Source organism: Deltaproteobacteria bacterium, assembly GCA_019309045.1.
Lineage (GTDB): Bacteria > Desulfobacterota > Syntrophobacteria > BM002 > BM002 > JAFDGZ01.
On the sequence record JAFDGZ010000039.1, the window covers coordinates 1 to 21,926 of the forward strand.

22 protein-coding genes and 1 pseudogene are annotated in these 21,926 nt (G+C 50.4%); 7 read left to right on the plus strand and 16 right to left on the minus strand.

The genetic code is table 11. The features are described from left to right. A pseudogene (locus JRI89_09830) lies at positions 1 to 256 on the plus strand (transposase). Here JRI89_09830 and JRI89_09835 read toward each other — a convergent pair. From JRI89_09835 to JRI89_09890, 12 genes are all read right to left on the minus strand, one after another. Then, positions 212 to 1,195 carry a hypothetical protein gene (locus JRI89_09835; GenBank protein MBW2071542.1) on the minus strand — a complete coding sequence of 328 codons (984 nt, stop codon included), beginning with the start codon at positions 1,193 to 1,195 and terminating at the stop codon, positions 212 to 214. The pseudogene JRI89_09830 and the gene JRI89_09835 overlap by 45 nt on opposite strands. 107 nt (positions 1,196 to 1,302) lie before the next feature. After that, the gene (locus JRI89_09840; GenBank protein ID MBW2071543.1) at positions 1,303 to 1,755 is read right to left on the minus strand and encodes a hypothetical protein; all 453 of its coding nucleotides are present in this window, start codon (positions 1,753 to 1,755) and stop codon (positions 1,303 to 1,305) included. A 354-nt stretch (positions 1,756 to 2,109) separates the two neighbouring features. Further along, positions 2,110 to 3,720, minus strand: a complete 1,611-nt coding sequence (locus JRI89_09845) for an anion permease (GenBank protein ID MBW2071544.1) — start codon at positions 3,718 to 3,720, stop codon at positions 2,110 to 2,112. Between the two features lie 311 nt (positions 3,721 to 4,031). Continuing rightward, on the minus strand, positions 4,032 to 4,475 hold the full coding sequence (locus tag JRI89_09850; protein ID MBW2071545.1) for a response regulator: 444 nt from the start codon (positions 4,473 to 4,475) through the stop codon (positions 4,032 to 4,034). A 20-nt stretch (positions 4,476 to 4,495) separates the two neighbouring features. Next, complete coding sequence (locus JRI89_09855) at positions 4,496 to 4,951, minus strand: response regulator (GenBank protein ID MBW2071546.1); 456 nt, start codon at positions 4,949 to 4,951, stop codon at positions 4,496 to 4,498. Next, positions 4,938 to 5,471: a hypothetical protein gene (locus JRI89_09860; protein ID MBW2071547.1), complete on the minus strand. Its 534-nt coding sequence runs from the start codon at positions 5,469 to 5,471 to the stop codon at positions 4,938 to 4,940. The genes JRI89_09855 and JRI89_09860 overlap by 14 nt, the downstream gene beginning before the upstream one ends. A 108-nt stretch (positions 5,472 to 5,579) precedes the next feature. After that, positions 5,580 to 5,759 (minus strand): hypothetical protein, encoded by a 180-nt coding sequence (locus JRI89_09865; GenBank protein MBW2071548.1) that lies wholly within the window; start codon positions 5,757 to 5,759, stop codon positions 5,580 to 5,582. 260 nt (positions 5,760 to 6,019) lie between these two features. Next, positions 6,020 to 6,757, minus strand: a complete 738-nt coding sequence (locus JRI89_09870; protein MBW2071549.1) for a HAMP domain-containing histidine kinase — start codon at positions 6,755 to 6,757, stop codon at positions 6,020 to 6,022. A 4-nt stretch (positions 6,758 to 6,761) separates the two neighbouring features. After that, the gene (locus JRI89_09875; protein MBW2071550.1) at positions 6,762 to 7,139 is read right to left on the minus strand and encodes a response regulator; all 378 of its coding nucleotides are present in this window, start codon (positions 7,137 to 7,139) and stop codon (positions 6,762 to 6,764) included. Positions 7,140 to 7,141: 2 nt separating this feature from the next. Further along, a complete protein-coding gene (locus JRI89_09880) occupies positions 7,142 to 8,872 on the minus strand; it encodes a two-component sensor histidine kinase (protein ID MBW2071551.1) in 1,731 nt (576 codons plus the stop codon). Continuing rightward, on the minus strand, positions 8,869 to 9,225 hold the full coding sequence (locus tag JRI89_09885) for a dinitrogenase iron-molybdenum cofactor biosynthesis protein (protein MBW2071552.1): 357 nt from the start codon (positions 9,223 to 9,225) through the stop codon (positions 8,869 to 8,871). Before JRI89_09885 ends, JRI89_09880 begins: the two co-directional genes overlap by 4 nt. A gap of 157 nt (positions 9,226 to 9,382) precedes the next feature. Then, entirely contained in the window at positions 9,383 to 10,795 is a 1,413-nt protein-coding gene (locus tag JRI89_09890) for a sigma 54-interacting transcriptional regulator (GenBank protein ID MBW2071553.1), read from the minus strand. Between the two features lie 449 nt (positions 10,796 to 11,244). Here JRI89_09890 and JRI89_09895 point away from each other — a divergent pair, with 449 nt between their 5' ends. Next, positions 11,245 to 11,838 carry a hypothetical protein gene (locus tag JRI89_09895; GenBank protein MBW2071554.1) on the plus strand — a complete coding sequence of 198 codons (594 nt, stop codon included), beginning with the start codon at positions 11,245 to 11,247 and terminating at the stop codon, positions 11,836 to 11,838. Positions 11,839 to 12,215: 377 nt separating this feature from the next. Here the strand turns inward: JRI89_09895 and JRI89_09900 are convergent, their stop codons facing one another. The 4 genes from JRI89_09900 to JRI89_09915 form a co-directional block, all read right to left on the minus strand. Continuing rightward, complete coding sequence (locus JRI89_09900; protein ID MBW2071555.1) at positions 12,216 to 13,868, minus strand: FAD-dependent oxidoreductase; 1,653 nt, start codon at positions 13,866 to 13,868, stop codon at positions 12,216 to 12,218. A 151-nt stretch (positions 13,869 to 14,019) separates the two neighbouring features. Beyond that, complete coding sequence (locus JRI89_09905) at positions 14,020 to 14,913, minus strand: pyruvate ferredoxin oxidoreductase (protein MBW2071556.1); 894 nt, start codon at positions 14,911 to 14,913, stop codon at positions 14,020 to 14,022. Beyond that, positions 14,910 to 16,085, minus strand: coding sequence for a pyruvate ferredoxin oxidoreductase (porA, locus tag JRI89_09910; protein ID MBW2071557.1), 1,176 nt, complete (start codon positions 16,083 to 16,085; stop codon positions 14,910 to 14,912). The genes JRI89_09905 and porA overlap by 4 nt, the downstream gene beginning before the upstream one ends. Continuing rightward, positions 16,078 to 16,632 (minus strand): pyruvate ferredoxin oxidoreductase subunit gamma, encoded by a 555-nt coding sequence (locus tag JRI89_09915; protein MBW2071558.1) that lies wholly within the window; start codon positions 16,630 to 16,632, stop codon positions 16,078 to 16,080. The genes porA and JRI89_09915 overlap by 8 nt, the downstream gene beginning before the upstream one ends. A gap of 622 nt (positions 16,633 to 17,254) precedes the next feature. Between JRI89_09915 and JRI89_09920 the strand changes: the two genes are divergently transcribed. The 5 genes from JRI89_09920 to JRI89_09940 all read left to right on the plus strand — a co-directional run bounded on the left by JRI89_09920 (position 17,255) and on the right by JRI89_09940 (position 21,925). Next, entirely contained in the window at positions 17,255 to 17,797 is a 543-nt protein-coding gene (locus tag JRI89_09920; protein MBW2071559.1) for a GNAT family N-acetyltransferase, read from the plus strand. Positions 17,798 to 17,829: 32 nt separating this feature from the next. Next, on the plus strand, positions 17,830 to 19,023 hold the full coding sequence (locus tag JRI89_09925) for an acetyl-CoA C-acetyltransferase (GenBank protein MBW2071560.1): 1,194 nt from the start codon (positions 17,830 to 17,832) through the stop codon (positions 19,021 to 19,023). A 50-nt stretch (positions 19,024 to 19,073) separates the two neighbouring features. After that, the gene (locus tag JRI89_09930; GenBank protein MBW2071561.1) at positions 19,074 to 19,619 is read left to right on the plus strand and encodes a GNAT family N-acetyltransferase; all 546 of its coding nucleotides are present in this window, start codon (positions 19,074 to 19,076) and stop codon (positions 19,617 to 19,619) included. Between the two features lie 189 nt (positions 19,620 to 19,808). Next, positions 19,809 to 20,489 (plus strand): response regulator transcription factor, encoded by a 681-nt coding sequence (locus tag JRI89_09935; GenBank protein MBW2071562.1) that lies wholly within the window; start codon positions 19,809 to 19,811, stop codon positions 20,487 to 20,489. Continuing rightward, positions 20,486 to 21,925, plus strand: coding sequence for a HAMP domain-containing histidine kinase (locus JRI89_09940; GenBank protein ID MBW2071563.1), 1,440 nt, complete (start codon positions 20,486 to 20,488; stop codon positions 21,923 to 21,925). The genes JRI89_09935 and JRI89_09940 overlap by 4 nt, the downstream gene beginning before the upstream one ends. The last annotated feature ends 1 nt before the right edge of the window (position 21,926 follow it).

The window sequence follows — 21,926 nt, forward strand, 5'->3', positions numbered from 1 at the left end:
TGTCAAGTGTCTGGAGAGGTCTTTGGATTCCTGTCTCACTTATCTGGATTTTCCCGAAGAGGAATGGATATGTTTGCGCACAACCAATGTCATTGAACGGCTGAACAAGGAGTTTAAGCGAAGAACCAAGCCTATGGAGATCCTGGCTGGTGAAAGATCCTGCTACACCTTGCTGGCTTTCATCTGCCTGAAGATGGAAGTTCATTGGCGGTCAAAGCCCATAGAAAAAGTTGCCAAGAACCTGCCACTCCTCAGAAAAATGGCAGGAAAAAAATTTCACACAAAATTGTTGACAGTACCAGTAGTTGCGATTGGCGTAGAGCGAACTCCTAGCCGGATCCATGGAAGGGTTGCTGGTTGCCTGCATGAGCACAGACATGAAACCCTTTGCATCAACAGGCGGCGGACCGGACCAGGGGAAGGCAGTAACCCCTTCCCAGATGGCACGCATTGGTATGGAAACGATGTTGTCAAGTTCGACAAATTTCCCTTCCACTTCTTTACGAAAGCCGTCGTCCAGGTTAATGACCCACCACTGCATGGGCACATCGCAAAGCAGCTGCTTGCTGGACCGCTCAGAGAAGTGATGTGTGCGACCGAAATTGAATATTTCCTGTACCGATTTCTCGTGAGCGAATCTGGTAATATCATGAAAAGTGCGACAGTTGCTCGGTTTGAACGTCGGTGCATCAGGATCGAGTAGATTGAAGGATACAATGTGCGGCACCACTTGCTCGAGAACACGGTAGACAGGACTCCCCCGCATGAAGTCCTTCCTGTTATTTCTTTTCCGCAGCAGTGACTCTATGCGACCAGAATAGATTTTTCGACCGTCAGCATCCACTGTAACCAGCTCACCGTTTGTCAAAGCCGATGTTGCTCCGGCCACCGCGAACAAAGCGGGGACTTCGAACTCTCTGGCCACGTTGGCAAGGTGGCTGGTGACACTTCCGTGCTCGGTCACCACTGCGGCTGCCCTGTAAAGAAGTGCAGCCCAGGACGGCAAGGCCTGAGAACTCACCAATACCGCTCCCTCAGGAAATCTCAGGCTATCCACAGTCTTCTTCACCAGGAAAACCCTGCCTGAAGCCACGCCGGCACTTGCAGTAACCCCCCCCTGCAGGAGCAGATCTTTGCCATTCGCCAATAGGTGTCGGGCCGGTGGCTGAGAGTCTCTGAAATTGCCCCTTGGCATTCCCAGTAAGAGCGTGGGCGTGGCCAGTCTTGCCAAAATGGAGTTTTTCCAATAAGCTGTTAAAGACAACAAAATCAATGGTAGATCAAAGAATCGAGTTTTTCCGCCTATTGTTTTCTCGCCGTTACAAGAAAATGGGGCTGCCTGACACCGAGAAACACATCGCTGACAAAATGATCCTTTGTAGCGGCCTTCTTGAACCAATCGGCCTCGGCATAATTCACTTTCCCGAGTCTGAAAGCACTTGCATAGGCAATCTGCACCCCCTGTTTATCCACATAACCGAGATCCACGAACACCCCACCATGAACTCTCTGGAGAATGGCCAGCTTCTCCCGAAGAAAGAGCTCATCACTCTGTTGCTCAGTGGTGAAAGTGTCAGTTATCATGATAAGGTGCGCAAGTCCTTCTGTGAGAAACGCGTCTATGCTTTGCATGTGCTTTCGTACCACTTCTTCAAGATGGGCCATAATCTTTTCATGATAAGAAACATCGAACTGGTAGAGAACTGCACCACCTATCAGAATTAGAGGGGCAAATGATACTGCAATGAACAGCAAGATGATTTCCTGTGTCAAGGAACGATAGTATTGGCGATCGTCTCTGTTACCATTGATCAGTCTAAACAGCCTCCCAGGAAAACTGACCCACAAATACACTTTTATTCTAGGCAGGAGACAGTGCTGCCGTCCATGGAGAGAAACCCGCAATTCCGGGGAGGAATTCCCCCCTACCTCAGATTTTACCTGCGCTACAAGATCAGATTGTTTGTGACAGAAATGGGGGAAACACTCGGAATGCGGCCCCGAACCCCCTCCCTCACTTTGGACAGGGAAGGGGGTGGGGAAATAATTGGGTGGTAGTGTGTGGTTCACTACGATAAAGCTGTCTTATGGTTCCGGTAGCCAGCAAGCCTACATGGCGCCTTGCTCCATTACAGCCTTAGCGGTCTCCAAAAGCCCTTCAGGGAAGCCGACGAAATTGTAAATGAGGAGGAATCCCACGACCCAGACCACCACCATGGAAAGAATCCATAGGACAAATCCATACTTGACAAAGTCAATGGGATGAATGGCTCTCTCGCCTGTATCGGGGTAAATCCCTAATCCGTAGACAATGGCGTTATTGGGCGTACCCACAATGAGAAAATGGGCAAACGAAGTAGCAAAGGCAACAGCCAACCCAGTAGCCCAGGGTTCGGCAGGCACACCGGTCATGATACCCATGGGAATGACAATCGGGCCGAGAAGAGCGGTAGTACCCGCATCTGACATAAAGTTGGTGATCAGACCGGAAAGGCCGGACAGACCAACCCAGAGGCCGAAACCCTTGCTCATGCCCACGCTGCCAAGAATCTTCAGGAATGTCTGCGCCAGCCAGAGCGCGGCACCGCTCTCTTTGAGCAGGGCGCCGAGAGTGAGGGCGCCGCAGTACATAAACCAGGCATCCCAGGAGATACCGTACAGGATCTTCCTCCAACGTGTAGTCCTGAATATCACCGGAATCAAGAGGGCCAGCAGTGAAGGGCCTCCCAATCCTAGTTCCTCACCGCCAACTATCCAGAGGAATAGGATGACAAGCAGCATGCCAAAGGTAACGTATTCTGCATACGTCATCTTGCCCATTTTCTGAGTTTCCTCCTTAATTGCAGTGAGCCCAGGCGTGAGGTCTTTGGTCTTCACTTTCTTCCCGAATAAAACCATCATGTACACTGCTACTAAAACACCTAGAACCGGGACCATGGGAAGTCCGTACTTCATCCATGTGAAGAAGTCCATAGGAACGTTGTATTCACTCCAAAAGCCCATCATGATGACATTCCGGCCACCGGCTGCAGGCGAACCCACACCGCCTACATTGAGAGCATAGCACAAGGAAAAGAGAAGGAACTTGGCCAGAGCCGGGTCATGCTCTATCCTGCCACCCCTACTGTTGGCCTCCACCGCACCGAAGTAGACAGCCATCATCACCGGCGTCATGAAGGCACACATGGCGTGAGCGGAAATAAACGATCCTACAATAGACATACTCACACAGAGCGTAAACACAGGTACCCAGAATCCCTTGGTCCAGCCCAGGAGCCAGGTGGCAAGTCTCTTGTGTAAACCCACATCAACCACCGCAACACCCATGGCCAGTACACCGAGAAGGAACATGGGGGCATCTCCTGCAAAGGTCTTGCCGATCATCTTGCGCGGCAGGAGGTGGAAGAAGTAGGCAAGAGTCGGCATTAAAATGCCAGTCAAGCCGATGGGTATGGCCTCGGTGGCAAAAAAGATCACTGCCATGGGGATAATGCCAAGGACGATCATGGTCTTGTTGGCTGCATCCAGTGCGCTGAGGGCAATCTCCCACTCCATCATTCTCTTGGCGAAACCGTACTTTTCAACTATTTCTATCAAGCTCTGAGGGGTAGGCACAATGAATCCCACAAGAATAAAGATACCTAGACCAATGCCCAGCCACAGGGCCTTGTGGGCTAGAATGCCGCCGCCACCTGCTTCATGTTCCACATCATGGCTCATATCCTCACCCCCTCCTCCTCAATTCTGTTTGTATTCCAGAAAACCTTCTATAACTGTGCCACTGAAACTCACATGTTTTGATCATTTGACACATCCTAGTGAAGACGTCGGAAAGCGTTACCACTTCAACAATGTCCCAGCCGCATGAGCACTTCTGCAAGTGATCTTTTTCACGAAGTTTTACAAAAAGAATTCAACCCTTATACAGAATTTGAAAACTCTTGAAATCATCCTCAGACTGAACCTCTCTTTCCTCATAGTGGAGATCTGCCAATGGTTGCAGTGCATGAGAATGAGAGAATCCCAAACTGTTATTTGTCTTTAAGCACTGACAGGGGTGATGTCTCAAGTTCCCGTACTTTAGCTTCCCGGATGCGTTCTTCGTGCTCGGCCTTCCTCTCGCGGGCAGCGTTGATCTTGCTCAATAAGTCCTCAGTCTTACAAGGCTTCATGAGATAATCATAGGCCCCTAGCTTCATGCCCTCTATAGCAGTCTCCACGGTGGCATGGCCGGTCAACATTATTACTTCAGTGAGAGGTTTTATGTTCTTGATCTCCCGAAGCGCCTCAATGCCATCAAGACCAGGCATCAGGACATCCAATACAACCACATCAAAATTGTATCCCTTGATCTCTTTAATGGCGTCTTCACCGGAAAACGAAGTGGTCACATCATAGCCCCGCATCTGCAAACGTTCCGCGAGCGTCCGCACAAATTCCTCTTCATCGTCTACCAACAAAACTCGAATTTTCATGTACGGCCCTCCCTGCTGCGTTATTCTTTTTCATCCTCTTCCATAACCTCCTTGGCGGTTTCAAACTCGCCGGCCTCCGCAAAAGTGGCTGCAACCATCGCGTCTTCCATTTTCCTCTGGTAGGCTTCCTTCATCTTCCTGACCAGCACATCAAGATTAACCGGCTTTTCCAGGTAGTCAAAAGCCCCAAGCCTCCGCGCTTCCTCCTCGTCTTTTTCTGTGCCGTGGCCGGTGAGGATGATCACTTGAATATTAGGATAAGCTTTCTTGACACGGCGCAAGACCTCCATACCGTCAATTCCAGGCATCTTGAGATCCAGTATCATCACATCCGGTTCCTGTTCATCCACAAAGGTAAGGGCCTGCTCCCCATCGTAGACCGCATCCGAGCGAAGATCTCGCATCTGCAACCTCTCCGCCAGGGCCTTGACAAAATCCGTCTCGTCATCAACTAGCAATACTTTAATATTCTTCATCGTTGCCCTCCTTGTTAGGAGTTGCTTTTCTCAGTTCCGCCTGCGCCATTATGTGCCTGGCCGAATCGAAATCTGCAGCCTCCGCAAATGCAGCCGATACCGTCAAATCCTCAAGTCTTTTGGAAATTGCCTTCCATCTTTTTCCTTTTTTTGCGTTTTTCTTCGCACCTGCTTCCTTGAGTTTAGCAAGGAGTTCTTCGATATCAAAAGGAATCAGCAGATCAGCAAACACTCCACGTTTCATCCCCTCAATTGACAGGCGAATATGATCACGGCCTGTAAGAGTAATGAATTCTGCCCAGGTTCTTGTCTCTTTCTTCGACTCTAGTATTTGAATGCCTTCTGCACCAAGGTCGCACATATTTATAACTGCCACATCAATATCGTCATTTTGGAGAACGACAAGAGCCTCAGGGGCACTGTGAGCCAAGCGAACGAAAAAACCGCTTGAGCTCATCCGTTCAGACAGGGTTCCCATAAAAACTGAGTCCTTACCGACTAGTAATACATTCTCGTTCACACCGCTGAACTTCCAAAAGATGTGGTCATACCTAGGACTTTTTGACCTAAAAGGTGTAAACCTGAACTGGTACCGTGCCGAGCCAGATTTTTACACTTGGAACCAGATCTAGACTCTCGCTCCCAGAATAGTGCCAAACCAGATCTTCACGCCCGGTATTCCCAGGTAAACGGGGCGCTGCGAAGGCTTGTTCACCTCGAGAAATTCTCTGGCCATCTTAGGAAAGTCAGCCTCGAGAAAGGTTGCCGCAGTCAAAACATCTTCTGTTCTTCTTCTCCAGGTTTTCATCCTATTTTCTCCGGCACTGCGATTTCTCTGTTTTCGCCTTAAACTAAGGCAAAGAACATGCCAAAAATAAATAAGCTTTAATTTCAACTAGATAACGCGATAGGGCCATCTTCGACCTTAGGAGATGTCTTAATATGAAACATAACGATACGTATTGTGGCGTTTCATAATAAGACAGAAATTGAAACGAAAGAAGAATCTGCCTAAAACACAGTGCCCATGCCAGCTCCGAGCACTGCATTAGGGCAGATGCGAGGAAGTTATTTGATAGGATTTTTCAATGGAAAATAGAGTATGACTCTGGTGCCCGTTTCTTCCTGGTCCTCAACCTCAATTAATCCACCGAGCTCTGCCAAAGTCAATACCAGTAGCGTGAGTTCAGAGTCGTCACCTACTTGGTGAACTTCGTTGGTGGAAGCGAGGGCTGTGGATATTTGTTCTCTGAGCTGCCTGCCTTCTGGACTTCCCTGATCAGTGACACTGACCCGGGCCTGCTGTTCACAGCGGGCACAAGCTACCAGGACTTTCGCCCGATGAGGCGAAGACCGTTGCAGCGCCCCTTCGATAAATCCAAAAATTACGTATTGAATTCGAAAGGGATCGCTCATCACTCCCAGTGGCTCGTCAGTCACTTGTGTATCTAGATGCACCCCCAAGAGCCTGGCTGATCGTTGTGCTAGCATGGTTACCTCTAGCACTAGCTTATTCAGGTCCAGCAATGCCACAGGTTTGTCCATACTGTGGGCGAATTGGTTGAGCCGCTTGACGATGGCCCCACTGCGTTGCACTTGCTCCTCAATCGAGGCGATAATTCTTTTCAAACGAGCTTGGTTGGGCAAGTCCGTAGCTCCCTTCATGTCCAGCAGATCGCCCATCAGGCCAACAGATTCGTTAATAATGGCCAGAGTATTCTTGATCTCATGGGAAAGGCCAGCAGTAATTTTCCCCATGAAGGCAAGTTCTTTTATTCGTCTAAGTTTTTCGAGACTGTCCTGCATCGCATCAAGCCATCCTTTGCGCTTTCACGGCTTCTTCCATTTTCTCCAGCAACTCTTCAATATCCAATGGCTTCATCAGGTAGTCAAAGGCTCCCAACCGCATACCTTCAATGCCCTCCCTGGTGGCCCCATGACCGGTGAGTAAGATTACTTCTGTCTGAGGGGAAAGCATTTTTACTCTCTTCAAAACTTCCAACCCACCTAGTCCCGGCATCAGCAGATCCAAGATGACCACGTCATATGTTTGTTCGCTCATCTTTGCCAAAGCCTCTTCACCATCCAATGCCGTATCAGCAGTTATGCCGCGTAATCCGAGTCTTTCTGACAGTGTGGAGACAAATTCTTCCTCGTCGTCCACTAGGAGGACTCTGTAGTCTCTCATATTCAGCTCCTACTCAGAATACATTGCCTCGGGAGTTTCACCGTAAAGGTTGTCCCTTCCCCTTCCACACTTTGCACTCTGATGTCACCCCCGCACTTGGTTACTATACCATGGGTGATTGACAAGCCTAGGCCGGTTCCTTGCGACTTACCACGAGTATAGAATGGATCAAAAATGTGTTTCAGGTCTTCAGGAGGTATGCCGCATCCGTCATCTTTGATTTCCACTTCTACTGTGTCACCGTCTTTCCCTTCCCTGGTCGATATTGAGATATTGCCGCCATTCTCTACCGCCTCAAAGGCGTTGTTGATTATGTTGAGAAATACCTGCTGCAACTGTCCCCTGTCATGTAGAATAGGATCTAGGTTAGGCTCAAAGTCAAGCCTTAGATTGATATTCCTGTGAAAGGCCTCTTTCTCCAAGAAGCCAAGCACTTCTTCTATCAGTTCATTGAGATAAATTTTTTCCACCTTCACATCCATGTGCCTTGCAAAACCAAGCAGACGACGCGTAATGTCGCGGCAACGGTCGACTGATTTCAAGATGGAATCTACCTGTGCTAGCAGGGTTTCCCGATCTTGATATTTTTTGGAAAACAGCACGAGATCCTTCATCAGCCCTGCCTTCTCATTGATAATGGCCAATGGATTGTTGATCTCATGAGCCACCCCTGCCGCCATTCTTCCGAGAGATGCAAGCTTGGCTGACTGTTCCATTTGTACATAATAGGACTCCCGCGCCTGGTCAGCTTCCCGGATGCGATCCACGACCATTCTAGAAGTCCTCAGTGTAACAAGAACAATAACCACTACACTGAATGCGAGAAGCAAGATGAATTCAGACTTGAGCGTAAACCAACCCGCCATTACTTCACTCGGCTCCTTCAATACCACCAAGATGAAGCTTGTCCCTCGCAGGTAAGCATAGCCGAGCAGATGTTCTCCATGCTCGTCTCTGGTTTTGCCTATTACTGCGTCCAGACTAAAAGGGGGAATGGGCATTGCAACCTTTTCCAACACATTACCATGATATCTCGAGGGCGTTTGTAAGATCCCCTCTCGGTTTATTATGAACAGGTCGCTTCCGGGCCTCAGGGCGATACCCGAGATCAGCTGATTGAACTTCTCCGAATCGATGGTTGCTCGCAGCACATAAAAATTACCCGTGGGGGTTTCTTTGATTATGGCAATAACGAAATGCGGGAACTCCCTGTAGCCCAGAAACACATCACTTATATATACACCGCGAACTCGTACCGCGTGGAACCAGGCCTGATCTCTATAGACTTTGCCGGCCAGTTCATACGGACCTACGTAAGACCTCTGCACTCCGGAAGAATCTATCAAACCCAGATCAACGAACTCTTCAAATTCGCTTCTTAATGCGTGAAAGATACGGCTCAACGCTTCCTGCCGGCTCAGTTCTTCAAAGGAATGTTCCCGGATAATCAAGCTCAACACTGACTGACGTTCGCTCAGAAAGAGTTCCAGGGTGTGTTTGGAGGTGTTGATCAATCGGGTGATTGGTCTGACAATCTCATTTTTGAGCGTTTTCATATACTGATAATAATTGATGGCGCTCATGACTCCGAGCGGAATCAGGGCTACGGCGCTTATTATAATTACGAGGTTTTTGCGCAGCAGGTTGTATCGCTCCGGTCCCTCGCCATAATTGGGAAAATCCTTGAAGCTTTTCGGCAAGAGCAGTCGGAAATTTTCTCTAAAGCTTCTCATGTGTGCTCCAGAAAAGTGCTCTTCATCAAGTTCGCTCCAGGCGCCAGCTTCCCTGCGAGGAAGAGTTCCAAAGCCTTAACATATGGTCCAATGACACACTCCATTACTTTAATCTTTTTCCACACCAGGTATTGATAATACTCTTCCTCGATCGCACCGCAGATCACCGTGGTGATCCCCTCTTTAAGTATTAAATGGCACAAATCTTCTGCTGAAATTGTGGGCAGCACCACGGTCCTGGATTCAACTACCCCACCATGCGAGTCCACATGGACTGTCAGTATCTCACTTGTCAAATCGAAACGCGAAGCAATTTCATCACCCCATATAGTAATAAGTATTTTTTCTGTCATGTAGCTATCCTAAGGCAATTACTGTGCCACACTAAATAAGTTGTAATATCCACAGGTTATAAATTAATGGACAATCAGGTATTGCAAAATGAAACTATACGATACAAATACTTTTCCTTTCATTATATTATATTGAAACAATATGAGACGAGTTATTTCAAATGAGCTTGTGCTGTTTCATCTTACGCCAGAGCGTTGACCTCCCCCAGCCCAAGAGTTTCGCTGCCTTTGTGCGATTACCACTTGTTTGGGAGAGAGCCTCCATTATCAAACGCCGTTCCATGCTGCGCCAATCAAGAGCGCCAACACCCGCCTGTACTGCTGTCTGTTCAGCAGGTGGTGCAACCACACTGGATCTTGTGATAAGGTCCGCGGGTTTCATTGCTACCACCTCTCTCAGTGCGGAATTCTTGAGGTAGTCAGGCAAATGCTCTGGCTGAATACTGCTTTCGCGGCATACGTTCGCCGCATATTCGACGATGTTCTTAAGCTCCCGCACATTGCCCGGATAAGGATATCGGCTAAGGACTTCAATGGCCTTCCGAGAAAATCCCTTGATCTTTTTTTGAAACAGCTGGTTGAACTGATTGAGGAAATGCTCCATCAAGAGCCTAATATCTCCGTCTCTTTCCCGCAGAGGAGGCAACTCGAGGCGAACTACATTAAGCCGGTAGAAAAGATCCTCGCGGAAAGCTCCTTTTTGTACCATAGCATGCAAATCTCGATGAGTGGCAGCAATCAACCGAACGTCAGCCTTGATGGTCTTTGTTCCTCCAAGGGGAATAATTTCCTTGTCGTCAAGAAAGGTCAACAATTTGACCTGCAATGGAAGTGGGAGATCACCGATCTCAGTTAGATAGACTGAGCCGTTGTTTGCAAGTTGAAAACGTCCTGGTTTGTCTCTCACTGCGCCGGTAAAGGCCCCACGAGTGTGGCCGAACAACTCTGATTCCAAAAGGCTCTCAGGCAACGCACCACAATTTATCTTGACGAAAGCTCCCTGCGTCCGAGGTGACAATCGATGGATAATCTCGGCTACACGATCTTTCCCGGTACCTGTCTCTCCAGTAATGAGCACGGACGAATCAGTCTGGGATATAATGGGAAGAATATCAAAGAGCTTTTGCATCTTGGGGCTGAGACCAACCATGTCTCCGAATTCATGACGAGCATGAATCTTTTTGTCCAATTCCTCTACCAATGAAATATCTTCCAAGGTTTCAACAATGCCAAGAAGTCTACCTTTACTGTCCCTAAGCACATCAACGTGAAACGCAACCGGGATTTTCTGTCGACTGCAGTTGATGACATTCCCTTGGCGTCGCACTGCCCTCTCTTCTCTAAGAACCTCTCTAGCAGGACAATCTCTTAAGCAGAGGTTGCTCCTTACTATATGACGGCAAGGGATGCCAACCGCCTGTTGGCGACTAATGCCTAGCATGGCTTCTGCCGTCCTGTTCATCACCTGTACGCAAAAGTCTGCGTCCAGTATGACCACCGCCACAGGAATGGTGTCAATGACTTCATTAACGTCGAGGTCTTCTCTATTTTGTTGTGATATCTTCATCATATAAGGATACCCTATTGCTGGTCGATAATGACTAACGAACAACAAGGCTCGCTGAAAAACCGATTCATAACAATTCAATGTAATATAGATGGTACTCTACAAAAAGTCAACAAATTGAAACAATGTGAAACATATTAGAAGATATTTGGTCGAACGGACCTGGCCTTTGAAAAAAGCAAAATTGACCCTTTGAGAAAACAGGGCAACAAACACATTGTCCTTCACTGGAAAAAATTATATGAATGGAAGTACCATACTGGCAGCTTCAGGGACTTGCTGCCTAGAGGCAGAAAAGTGCGCGGGAGGGCTACGCATTCGGCACTGTCGAGCCGAGCATCCTTGTCCCAGGACCATAACGAGACGGGCGCATCAGGTCGATGCAAAATCTTCTATTTCCAACATGTTATGAAACGCTCGATTTTGCGGCAGAATAGTGGTGGAGTATCGCCATGAAAACACTGGTTGGACTTCAAGAGTATCTGGATCAACATTATCACAGATCGGTATTTGAGGAAGCGGTGGCAGACGCAGCCGACAGAGTCCTGCACGTGCACGGAGGAGAGATCCTGGTGGCCAGGATTGTCGAAAATACCCCGTACGACATTGGCATCTTGCCCTCTGGGGAAAAACAGGGAGGTGGCAGCGAACCACTCACCATGCCCAAGCTAGATGTCAAGCTTGTCTATCCGGCAGAGATCAAAGAAAAAGTGGCAAAACGCCTCAAGAATGACGCCAAGGTAGAAAAACTCCAGTTAGCCCCTAGCCTCAGTGCCCGCGACAGGCATCACATCAAGAACAAGAGCCTCTATCCGCTCATGAAAGAAAGGGTGGTGGTGTTTTTCACCCTCCTTGGAGGCGAGATTGTTCGGGGACTCATCGCGGCTTTCTCCAGGTATGAAATCACCGTAAACCTCAAAGGCGGCGTACCAGTTACTATTTTGCGACACGCAGTATATGATCTGCGAGACAAGAAAGGAAATTGCTACTTGAAAAGTGTACAGCAGAAAACTCGGGACTGGGAAAAGAGCCCTCTGTTCCAGTGAGCTGCACCAGGCGTTGGGGGGAACAGTAACTGGCGGCGACTTGAACTGCTCACATATGTATTGCCGCCGCTCTTTAGAACCTCATCCCAGTTATCAGCGGCAGTGAGCTGGAAACATGCAGAGATAGACAAACTCTGTGCTTGTCAACGCTTCAAGAACCTCACTTTTTGTCTAAGCATGCCTTGGAGGAATATGGCAGACCCCCTCTGCCACCTCGCTCAACCGCCATTCCCCGAACAGCTTGTTGTCGGTCAGCCCGAGCACAGCATACTTGAATGTCATTTGAAAAATAGAAAAGGCCCACCGGAGCCTGGTGGACCCATAAAATCATCCCGCAAAAGAAAGACGGCTGCAGCGTGCACTGCCATTTGTGGGAATTACTTTTCTAGAGTCATCTGAATGTAATGGCAGGGGCATTCTTTGGCGCACAGGCCGCAGCCCTTACAGAAATCATAATCAAATTCATATGTTGCGCCACCCTTTGCTTTCTTGACTGCATTGTCGGGGCAGTACATGAAGCAGTTCCCGCAGTCGAAACAGAGGCCGCAGCTGAAGCACCTCTCTGCCTCCGTAATAATCGCTTCCAGATCAATGGCCGGATAGATCTCTTTGAAACCCTTGAGGCGCAGGTGCACGGGCAAGGCTTCTTTTTCGAAGCGTCTCGCCTTTTTGTAATAGTAGGTGTTGAGATCCTTGGAATAGATCACCGGCGGTCGGGACAGACGACTTTCTACACTGCCTTCTATGTAGTCCTCAATGGCTGAGGCGGCCCTGGTTCCCTGCCCAATAGCGGCAGCCACCGTCTCCAGACCGAGCACCGCATCACCCCCGGCAAAGACTTTGTCGGTACTGGTCATGAGATTCTCATTGGTGGCAATCCATTTGTCCTTCGACTTGTGGACGTCGATGCCGTCGTAGTCAACTGCCTGTCCTGTGGCCATAATCACCGTGTCAGCAGGGATAACGGATTCAGAGCCAGCAATGGGCACCGGCCTTGCCCGGCCGCTGGCATCAGGTTCCTTGAGCTCCATCTGTACACAGAGAATGCCCACCACTCGTCCTTCATCTGTGATGATCTTCACCGGGTTGGTATGGTAGCGAAACATGATGCGCTCTTCCATAGCCTCGTCGATTTCAGTGGTGATGGCTGGCATTTCAGTGCGAGTGCGGCGGTAAACCACACTCACATTGGCTCCCAGCCTCTTGGCCACCCGGGCGCAGTCCATGGCCGTATTGCCGCCGCCTATCACCACCACATCTCTGCCAATGTCAACATACTTGCCGCTGTTGACCTGCCTGAGAAACTCCACACCGCTGAAGACGTTCTGGGCATCCACACCCGGCACATCTATATGCATCCCTTTCTGAGCGCCAAGGCCAAGGAAAACTGCATCATATTCACGGACGAGTTGATCCATGGGGATGTTCACCCCCGCCTTCACATTGCACTCCAGGTCAATGCCAAGGGCCAGAATCTTGTCGATTTCCTGCTTCAACACATAGTTGGGCAAACGATACGACGGAATGCCATAGCGCATCATGCCGCCAGGCTCAGCGTAGGCTTCGAATATCTTTATCTGAAATCCTCTTTTGGCCAGATGAAAGGCGCAGGAAAGCCCTGCTGGACCTGAGCCTATTATTGCCACCTTTTCCTTTCTGGCAGAAATGAGTTTCTTGTGGGTCAGGTTTTCCTCCAGGCCAAAATCACCCACGGCACGCTCGGCACTGTTGATTGCCAGCGGGGTGTCAAAATCCCTCCTGTTGCAGCCCTCCTCACAGGGATGAGGACACACTCTGCCGCAGGTGGCAGGCAGAGGATTGGTCCGCGTCAACACATGCCAGGCCTCCTCGTAGTCTTTCCTGGAGGCGAGAGAGCGCAAGAATCCGCGGATGTCGTTTCCCGCCGGGCAACTGTATGTACATGGAGGCGTCTGCATGATGGTTACAGGCATCACCGTGCGCCACGATCCCGTCTTGTAAGGTATGACCTTGTGCAAGTCCAGTGCTAATCCTAAAGGTAGCTTATCCATAGTTAACCAGCCTCTTTGTTTGTGATTGAACAGCCTGCATCAAAATCCAGCCGGCCTTTTTTATTGAAAAAAGCCGGTTTTGAAAAAACTTCCTCTTATGAATATCCTTCAATCTTGCTTCTGCTAAGGAAATCAAGGAGAATCTTCAGCCTCATAAATTGAATTTGGCAATATTCTCGTTGGCAATCTCCTGGATCTCAGCCACTTCCTTGCCTGGCACCCCTTTCTTGAACAGGTGTCTGAACCTGCCCTGAACCTTCAGGTATTCCTCCACAGGAAGCTTTACCGCAATTTTCTGCACGTTGGTCACTCGGCCTTCGATGATTTCATAGACCGGAAACAGTCCCGTGTCTTTGGCAAGCCGGCAGACCTGCACAGTGAGTTCACCGGGATGACGCCATCCCAGCGGACAGGGAGCGAGGATGTGGATATACTTGGGCCCTTTGATGGAAAGGGCCTTTTTCACCTTGCGTTGCACGTCCCGAAAATCATCCACCGTGGCTGTGGCCACATAGGGAATCCTGTGGTCTGCCGCAATCAAGGGAAGGTTCTTTTTTCTGGTCTTGTTGCCCATGGGTGTTGTGGAGGTGCTGGCACCATAGGGGGTAAAACTGGAGCGCTGCACTCCGGTATTCATGTAGGCCTCGTTGTCGTAGCAAACATAGAGCACGTTATGGCCTCGTTCGAACATACCGCTGATAGACTGGAAGCCGATGTCCGCAGTGCTGCCGTCACCCCCCTGAGCAATGATGTTCACCGGGCCCTTTTTCAAGGCTTTATAGGCAGCTTCCACACCCGAGGCCACGGCCGAGGCGTTCTCAAACAGGCTGTGCAGGAAAGGGATACGCCAGGCCGGATCCGGGTAGGGTGAACTGAACACCTCCAGACAGCCGGTGGCCACACAGGCAATGGTATTCTCCCCGGCAGCATCTGCCACCAGTCGCGCAGCCAGAGCCTGGCCGCAGCCGCCGCAGGCGCGGTGTCCACTGGCAAACAGATCCTTTTTCTCGATTTTGTCGAAATCTTCTGCTTTGTCGTTCATCATAAATCTCTTTCTGCTATGAGTTCTTTTTTCAGACCCAAAAAGTCAAACTCAACCGGCTCTCTCTCCACGCGCTCCACCATGTAGCGCAAGTCATCCATAGGGATGTTGCGACCACCGAGACCGGCAACAAAGCTGCTAATGTTGCGATCTTTCTTCTCTGCCCGGGGGAAAGACCAGCGGACATCGCTGGCCAGAATGCCGCCTCTGCCAAGAGAAAGGCATTTTTCGAGAACCACGATGTTCATCTTGTCTTTCAAGGCATTGTATACCTCTTTGCGGGGAAAGGGCCTATAGGAACATATCTGCAGGAGGCCTACTTTCTTGCCTTCCTCTTCGAGCTGGTCGATGAGCTCCTTGATGGTGCCCACCACCGAGCCCATGGAGACAATTGCCAGGTCTGCCTCCTCCAGCTTGTAACTCTTGACAAAACCGCCGCTTTCTCTGCCAAAAGTGCGGGCAAACTCGGCACTGACCTCTTTGATGGTCTCCTCGGATTTCTCCAGTGCCCGGTGTAAAATGTAGCGAGTCTCCATATAAAAACGGGGATCAGCATACAGCCCAATGCCTCTCGGCCACCTGGGATCCACAATGTGCCGTGGTTTAAAAGGGGGCAGAAATTCATCAATCTCCTTCTGCTCCGGCATATCCACCGGTTCATAGGCATGGGTGAGAATAAAGCCGTCCATGCACACCATTACCGGCAGAAAGGTCTGCTCTGCTATCTTGAAGGCCTGCACGTGGAGATCAGCCGCCTCCTGATTGTCCTCAGCGTGCAGTTGAATCCAGCCCGCATCCCGTACTGCCATGGAATCCTGCTGGTCGTTCCAGATACTGAGAGGAGCAGAAATGGCCCGGTTGGCGCAGGTGAGCACAATCGGCAGTCGCATGCCAGCAATACAGTAGATCACCTCACTCATCAGCAAAAGCCCCTGCGAGGTGGTGGCTGTGTATGCTCGAGCCCCAGCTGCACTGGCGCCCAAGACCACCGAGGCTGCCGAAAACTCACTCTCCACGTTGACAAACTCTGCATCCAGTTGACCGGTCTCGACAATCAGAGCCAACTCTTCCACAATATGCGTCTGGGGAGTAATCGGGTAGGCCGAAATCACATTGGGTCGGCACATGGCCACAGTATGGGCAACTGCATGTGAACCTTCGATCTGTTTAAGCATCGTACTTCCTCTTTTCCATAATTTCCACAGCCCGCTCTAAGGCCGCTATGTTGCTTTCGCCGACTCTTCCCGGAAACTTTTCCATGATGGCCTCCTGCACCGCATTCACACTCACCAGTCCAGTAAGGGAGCAGAATGCCCCAATCATGATGGCATTGGGAATGGGTCTGCCAATGATCTCCAGGGCAATCTCGGTGGCCGGAATAGTCTCCACCCGAGCTGTAGTCTTCAGATTCAAATCCTCCGGACCGATTTCAGCATTCACCACAATCAACCCATCAGGCTTCAGACCTTCCAGAACCGGTACAGAGCCAATCAAGTGATGGTCTTGGACGATCAGGTAGTCCGGTGTTCTCACCTCTTCACGAGTCCTGATCTTTCTGTCGTCAATCCTCACGAACGCCTGCACAGGGGCACCCACTCGTTCAGCGCCAAACGAGGGAAACGCCTGGGCAAACTTGCCGTCCTTGAATGCAGCAATGGCCAACAGTTCGGCTGCGGCAACATTTCCCTGTCCGCCGCGACCGTGTATTCTGATTTCAATCATGCCTGCACCTTCGTCAATAGTTGCGCAAATCGACACCTCGTCCCCCGTATAGCGAGGGACTGCCCTTATCACTAGCCTGAAATGTCCATTTCCCGGCAACCAGCAACTCGCAAATGGATATAGAAGACTGACCGCAAGCGCAAGGGGAATGGCTGTGTTTTGCTTGGCAGGGTGTTCTGCAGAAACACGCATCCCGCGGGGAATCTCTCAGATTGAGAAACTACGCTCTACCTTTCCTGGAAAGCAGCCGGTCATCCTGGTTCAGTTCCCCTAGGAAAATCAGGCCCTGTTGTTGTAACCAATTGTGAAAAAGCAGTCAAGCACTCATTCTGCCATGTTGCCCTTTTCTCCTGGAAAAGAGATTTACTGTCAATCACTCGCCTACCTTCTTCCGTGAACTTCAAAGAAGTGGTATAAGAGATAGCACTATGATGTTTACCAAGTTAATTTACACCTGAAAGCCTTGGCTGGGTGAATAATAGCGATTGATCTCAATGGAAAAACATGGTTCAACTGAAAGCAGCTGCTTAGAGTGCTCCCATTCCGGATGGTTCCTGGGCTCCCATGTCTCTTTCTGCTTGATATCCAGGGAGTCCGGAGGAAGGTGAGGACAGGAGGAGACATGTTCGAAAATTATCCAAAAGAGGTTATCCTAAAAGAGGGCACACGATGCACCCTGAGGCCCATGATCAGAGACGACCAAGACGCCCTCTACAGGTTCTTCCTTTCATTGCCTGAAAAGGACAGGAAGTACCTGCGACATGATCCCACTGACCGAAGACTCATTGAAAAGTGGTGTCGAGAACTCGATTATGGCAGGGTATTTCCCATCCTGGCAGAGCATGAGGGAAAAATCGTCGCCAATGCCACCCTTCACCGGCAAACCTTTGGCTGGGGAAAGCATGTGGGCGAGATCAGGGTCACCATTGCAGCGGACTTCCAACAACAAGGTCTGGGTTCTCTGCTCCTGGAAGAACTTTCTGCGGTAGCCCGCAAGATGGAACTGGAAAAACTCTGCGCCCGCGTGGTAACTGCCCAACCTGAAGTCATCAAAGTATTTGAAAAAAATGGCTTTATCCAGGCAACCGTACTGAAGAACTTCATCAAAGACGTTCAGGAACATGATTACAAGGATATCGCTATTCTCAGCAAAGACTTGAAATAATCCAGAGGATCAAGAGCAGGCAAGGAGATATTATGCGAGAGGTGGTAATCGCCAGTGCTGTCCGCACCCCCATCGGCTCTTTTGGAGGTACCCTGAGAGATGTGCCAGCCGTCGACTTGGGAAGCATTGCCATAAAAGAGGTTCTTGCCAGAGCCAAAGTCCGTCCAGAAAAGGTTGACGAAGTAGTCATGGGAAATGTGCTGCAGGCTGGACTGGGACAAAATCCGGCCAGACAGTCAGCAATTCATGCCGGCTTGAGCCAGTACATCCCTGCAGTTACCGTAAACAAGGTGGGCGGCTCGGGCATGAAAGCTGTAACCATGGCAGCCCAGGCCATAAAGGCTGGCGATGCGGAAATTATAGTTGCCGGGGGCATGGAAAACATGAGCGAAGCCCCCTTTGTGCTGCCGCATTCCAGGTGGGGCCAGAGAATGGGCCACGACCAGCTTATAGACATTATGCTGCAGGATGCCCTGTGGTGTTCCTTTGGCCATCAACCGTTGGGGGTAACCGCCGAACATATTGCTGAAAAATTTGGCATCAGTAGGGAAGAACAGGATGCCTATGCCCTGGAGAGCCACCGAAAGGCGATTACAGCCATCAATGAGGGCCGCTTCAAGAAAGAAATTATTCCAGTAACAGTGCCCAGACTGAAGGCAGAGCCGATCATCTTCGACACGGATGAACATCCTAGAGACGATCTAACCATGGAGGAACTGGCAAAGTGTAGACCAGCTTTTAAAGAAGACGGCACTATCACTGCCATGAACTCGGCAGGAATTAACGACGGCGCAGCAGCCCTCCTGCTCATGAGCGCAGAAAAAGCCTTCACTATGGGCATCAAACCTCTGGCCAAAATAGTGGCCTATGACTATCAGGGGTGCGAACCCGAGTTGATGGGCACCGGGGCAATCTATGCTGCTCGAAGTGTTATCCACAAAGTGAGTGAAAAACTGGGCAAACCGGTTGACCTGGTGGAACTGGTGGAAGCCTTTGCTGTGCAGGCCATCGCCTGTCTCAGAGAGCTGCAGCTCGACCCGCAGATTGTCAACGTCAACGGCGGCACCATTGCCCTTGGCCACCCTGTGGGCTGCAGCGGAGCAAGAATCTTAACCAGCCTTCTTTACGAGATGGAGAGGCGAGACGCCAAGGTTGGCCTGGCTGCTCTCTGCATTGGCGGCGGCATGGGCATAGCCACTGTTCTGGAAAGGGAGTGGTATTTCTAGACTTCGAGATTGACTTTTCCATACCTTGGCGAAATGGAGGTCTACCGCAGATGATATTACATGACTACCCAAAAGTGGTGAATCTTCGAGACGGCACATCGATCACAATCAGACCCCTTCGCAAAGATGACGAAGAGGCTCTCTACGATTACTTCAATCGCTTGCCTCCAGAAGATCGCCTGCGTCTCAAGGACGATGTTACCGACCGCAAGGTAATCGAAAACTGGATCCTGGATCTAGACTATGACTCCGTGCTGCCGCTGCTGGCTCTCCACAACGACCGGATAATCGCCAACGCTACCCTCCACTTCAGCCCCATCGGCTGGACTAAACATCAGGCCGAGATTCGCATCACCAGCGACCCGGAGTACAGGAAAAAAGGGCTGGCAACTATTCTCATCGAAAACCTGATCGATATTGCCATCGATCTGGGCCTGGAACAGCTGACCGCTGAAATTGTCCCAGAACTGGACAAGGCTCGCGTCCTTTTCGAGAAATTGGGGTTCAGACAGGCTGGAGTGCTCAAAGGCTTCATCAAGGACATCCAGGGAAACTACGCAGACCTGGTTCTCATGGTCAGAGACATTCGCTGGTGAGAATTCTGGAGCTCAATCACCTTTACACTTGCTGCAAAACATCTATATACCCAGCGCGCCTCTTTTTTTATTTCCCTGGAGCGGCCACAAGATCAGTCTCCTTTCGGCTGGGGGGAGATCGATCCCATGAGCGGATATTGTCAGTACTGGTTTTTCTAGAGATCTGAGCCCTTCCTCTTGTAAAATGAAATGAAAATCCTAGTCATTGAAGACGACCCGGTAATTACTGAATTCTTGTCTACAGGTTTGACCTATGAAGGCTACGAGGTGGCAGCAAGCGCTACTGGGAAAGCGGCTCTGCATGAGTTGCGGCACAGGGCTTACGACCTGATAATACTGGATATTATGCTTCCAGACCTAGACGGCTTTGAGGTTTGTCGACACATACGCTCTCATGATTCAGAGCTGCCAATTCTCATGCTCACGGTCAAGAAGGAAGTATCCGACCGGGTGAAAGGTTTGGACAGTGGTGCAGACGATTACTTGACAAAACCTTTCAGTTTCGACGAACTTCTAGCCCGCATTCGGGCACTATTGCGCCGCAGCGGCAAGACCCTCAAGAACAGAAAATTGCAGGCTGAAGGCATTGTACTCGATGTGGAGTCGCGGGAAGTAAGCCAGTATGGCAGGAGAATCGACCTTACTCCAACAGAATTCCGTTTGCTGGAACTCTTCATGCGTCACCCGCACCGCGTCTTTACCAGGGAGACGCTTCTGAATCGAGTGCTCGGTTACGATTATGATGGGGGCACCAATGTCATTGACGTCCACATAAGCCACCTGCGCAGGAAATTAGGCGATCGGCCGCCACGCCTCATTCGAACCGTGTATGCCATGGGCTACGCCTTTTACCCGGAGAGCGGCAAGTGAGAGGCTGGGAAGAATTCTCTTTGCGAGCACGTCTTGTTCTGCTTTACGCTGTCCTGCTCATCTTTTCCGTGGTCCTGGTGGGCTGTTATTCTTACTGGAATATCTGGCAGTTGTTCATCAGCAACAAGAGCAGTCATTTGCGCGCCAGGGCAAAGCCTATTATAGAGCACTGGCTTCTTGACAAAGATCTGGCAAAGGAAGATCCCTCTCTCTTGCATCTCGATCCTCGGGATGCCCTTGTCTTGGCCCGGGATCTGACGTCTCGAGATGCCGTTGCCATTGTCCTGAATCGGCAAGGCGAAATAGTTGCCAACGGCAAACGGCTGCCTGAAGAACCAACGGCGCCGCCGCCTGCTGGGCAGTATTTGCGCCAGGCCCTCTCCGGAAAAAACGAAATTACCTACCGCAGTGAAGTAAATGGCAAACCTGTACTGGTCCTGCTGATCCCGCTTCGTCCATTGCCGGCAAGCCCCCAGATTTTCGGCGTCATCCAGATAAGCACTCTGCTCACAGATATCAACCAGATCCTCTTCCGTCATGGTGCCATGCTGATTGCTGTGGTAGCCGTTATCTTGATTTTGGGAATCGCCGTCGGCTTCTGGCTGATTGGCGTCAGCTTGAAAGACTTGCGCAGTCTGGTGACAATCTGCAATCAAATCAGGGAGGGGAATTTTACCCGGCGAGCGCACCCCAAGAATCGCCGGGACGAAATCGGCCAACTGGCGGCCTCGTTCAACCAAATGGTGGACCAACTCGAAGCCACTTTTGCGGCGCAGCGACGTTTTGTGGCCAATGCTGCTCATGAGCTGTTCACGCCGCTCACCGGCTTGCGCGGTTCTCTGGAAGTGCTGCTGCGGGGTGCCCAGGACGACGCCGCAGCCACTGCTCGCCTCTGCCGGGGCATGTTCAAGGAGGTCAACCGGTTGATCCGGCTCTGTGATCAACTCCTGGGGCTGTCCCGCCTGGCAAGCTCGGCCAACGTTCGCAAACAAAAAATCATTTTGGCCGACTTCCTTTATGATTTCAAACAGCAGGCGCAAGTCCTGGCTCCCAACCGCTCCCTGATCATACAGAATGGACCTTTCGCCGCCGTAAGCGCGGATCCTGACCTGCTGAATCAAATTCTTTTGAACCTTCTTACCAATGCTCTCCGCTACTCTCCGCCGGAGACGCCCGTAATTGTAGGTTGGCGACTACTGCCGGGGCAGGTTGAAATCCGACTTGCAGATCAGGGAATTGGCATGGATAAAGAAACCTTGTCCCACATTTTTGAACCGTTTTATCAGGGGAAATCTGCAGCAGTTTCAGGTGAAAAAGGCACAGGACTGGGACTGGCATTGGCAAAATCCATGGTTGCCGCCCACGGCGGCAACCTACGGGTGGCAAGCGAGCCCGGCAAAGGCACAACAGTTTATTTTACCCTTCCCCTCGAGTAAC

Coding starts and splice junctions, on each gene's coding strand:
- JRI89_09835 (MBW2071542.1), bottom strand. CDS start 1,195: ATGCCAAGGGGCAATTTCAGAGACTCTCAGCCACCGGCCCGACACCTA.
- JRI89_09845 (MBW2071544.1), bottom strand. CDS start 3,720: ATGAGCCATGATGTGGAACATGAAGCAGGTGGCGGCGGCATTCTAGCC.
- JRI89_09850 (MBW2071545.1), bottom strand. CDS start 4,475: ATGAAAATTCGAGTTTTGTTGGTAGACGATGAAGAGGAATTTGTGCGG.
- JRI89_09855 (MBW2071546.1), bottom strand. CDS start 4,951: ATGAAGAATATTAAAGTATTGCTAGTTGATGACGAGACGGATTTTGTC.
- JRI89_09865 (MBW2071548.1), bottom strand. CDS start 5,759: ATGAAAACCTGGAGAAGAAGAACAGAAGATGTTTTGACTGCGGCAACC.
- JRI89_09870 (MBW2071549.1), bottom strand. CDS start 6,757: ATGCAGGACAGTCTCGAAAAACTTAGACGAATAAAAGAACTTGCCTTC.
- JRI89_09875 (MBW2071550.1), bottom strand. CDS start 7,139: ATGAGAGACTACAGAGTCCTCCTAGTGGACGACGAGGAAGAATTTGTC.
- JRI89_09880 (MBW2071551.1), bottom strand. CDS start 8,872: ATGAGAAGCTTTAGAGAAAATTTCCGACTGCTCTTGCCGAAAAGCTTC.
- JRI89_09885 (MBW2071552.1), bottom strand. CDS start 9,225: ATGACAGAAAAAATACTTATTACTATATGGGGTGATGAAATTGCTTCG.
- JRI89_09890 (MBW2071553.1), bottom strand. CDS start 10,795: ATGATGAAGATATCACAACAAAATAGAGAAGACCTCGACGTTAATGAA.
- JRI89_09895 (MBW2071554.1), top strand. CDS start 11,245: ATGAAAACACTGGTTGGACTTCAAGAGTATCTGGATCAACATTATCAC.
- JRI89_09900 (MBW2071555.1), bottom strand. CDS start 13,868: ATGGATAAGCTACCTTTAGGATTAGCACTGGACTTGCACAAGGTCATA.
- JRI89_09905 (MBW2071556.1), bottom strand. CDS start 14,913: ATGATGAACGACAAAGCAGAAGATTTCGACAAAATCGAGAAAAAGGAT.
- porA (MBW2071557.1), bottom strand. CDS start 16,085: ATGCTTAAACAGATCGAAGGTTCACATGCAGTTGCCCATACTGTGGCC.
- JRI89_09915 (MBW2071558.1), bottom strand. CDS start 16,632: ATGATTGAAATCAGAATACACGGTCGCGGCGGACAGGGAAATGTTGCC.
- JRI89_09920 (MBW2071559.1), top strand. CDS start 17,255: ATGTTCGAAAATTATCCAAAAGAGGTTATCCTAAAAGAGGGCACACGA.
- JRI89_09925 (MBW2071560.1), top strand. CDS start 17,830: ATGCGAGAGGTGGTAATCGCCAGTGCTGTCCGCACCCCCATCGGCTCT.
- JRI89_09930 (MBW2071561.1), top strand. CDS start 19,074: ATGATATTACATGACTACCCAAAAGTGGTGAATCTTCGAGACGGCACA.
- JRI89_09935 (MBW2071562.1), top strand. CDS start 19,809: ATGAAAATCCTAGTCATTGAAGACGACCCGGTAATTACTGAATTCTTG.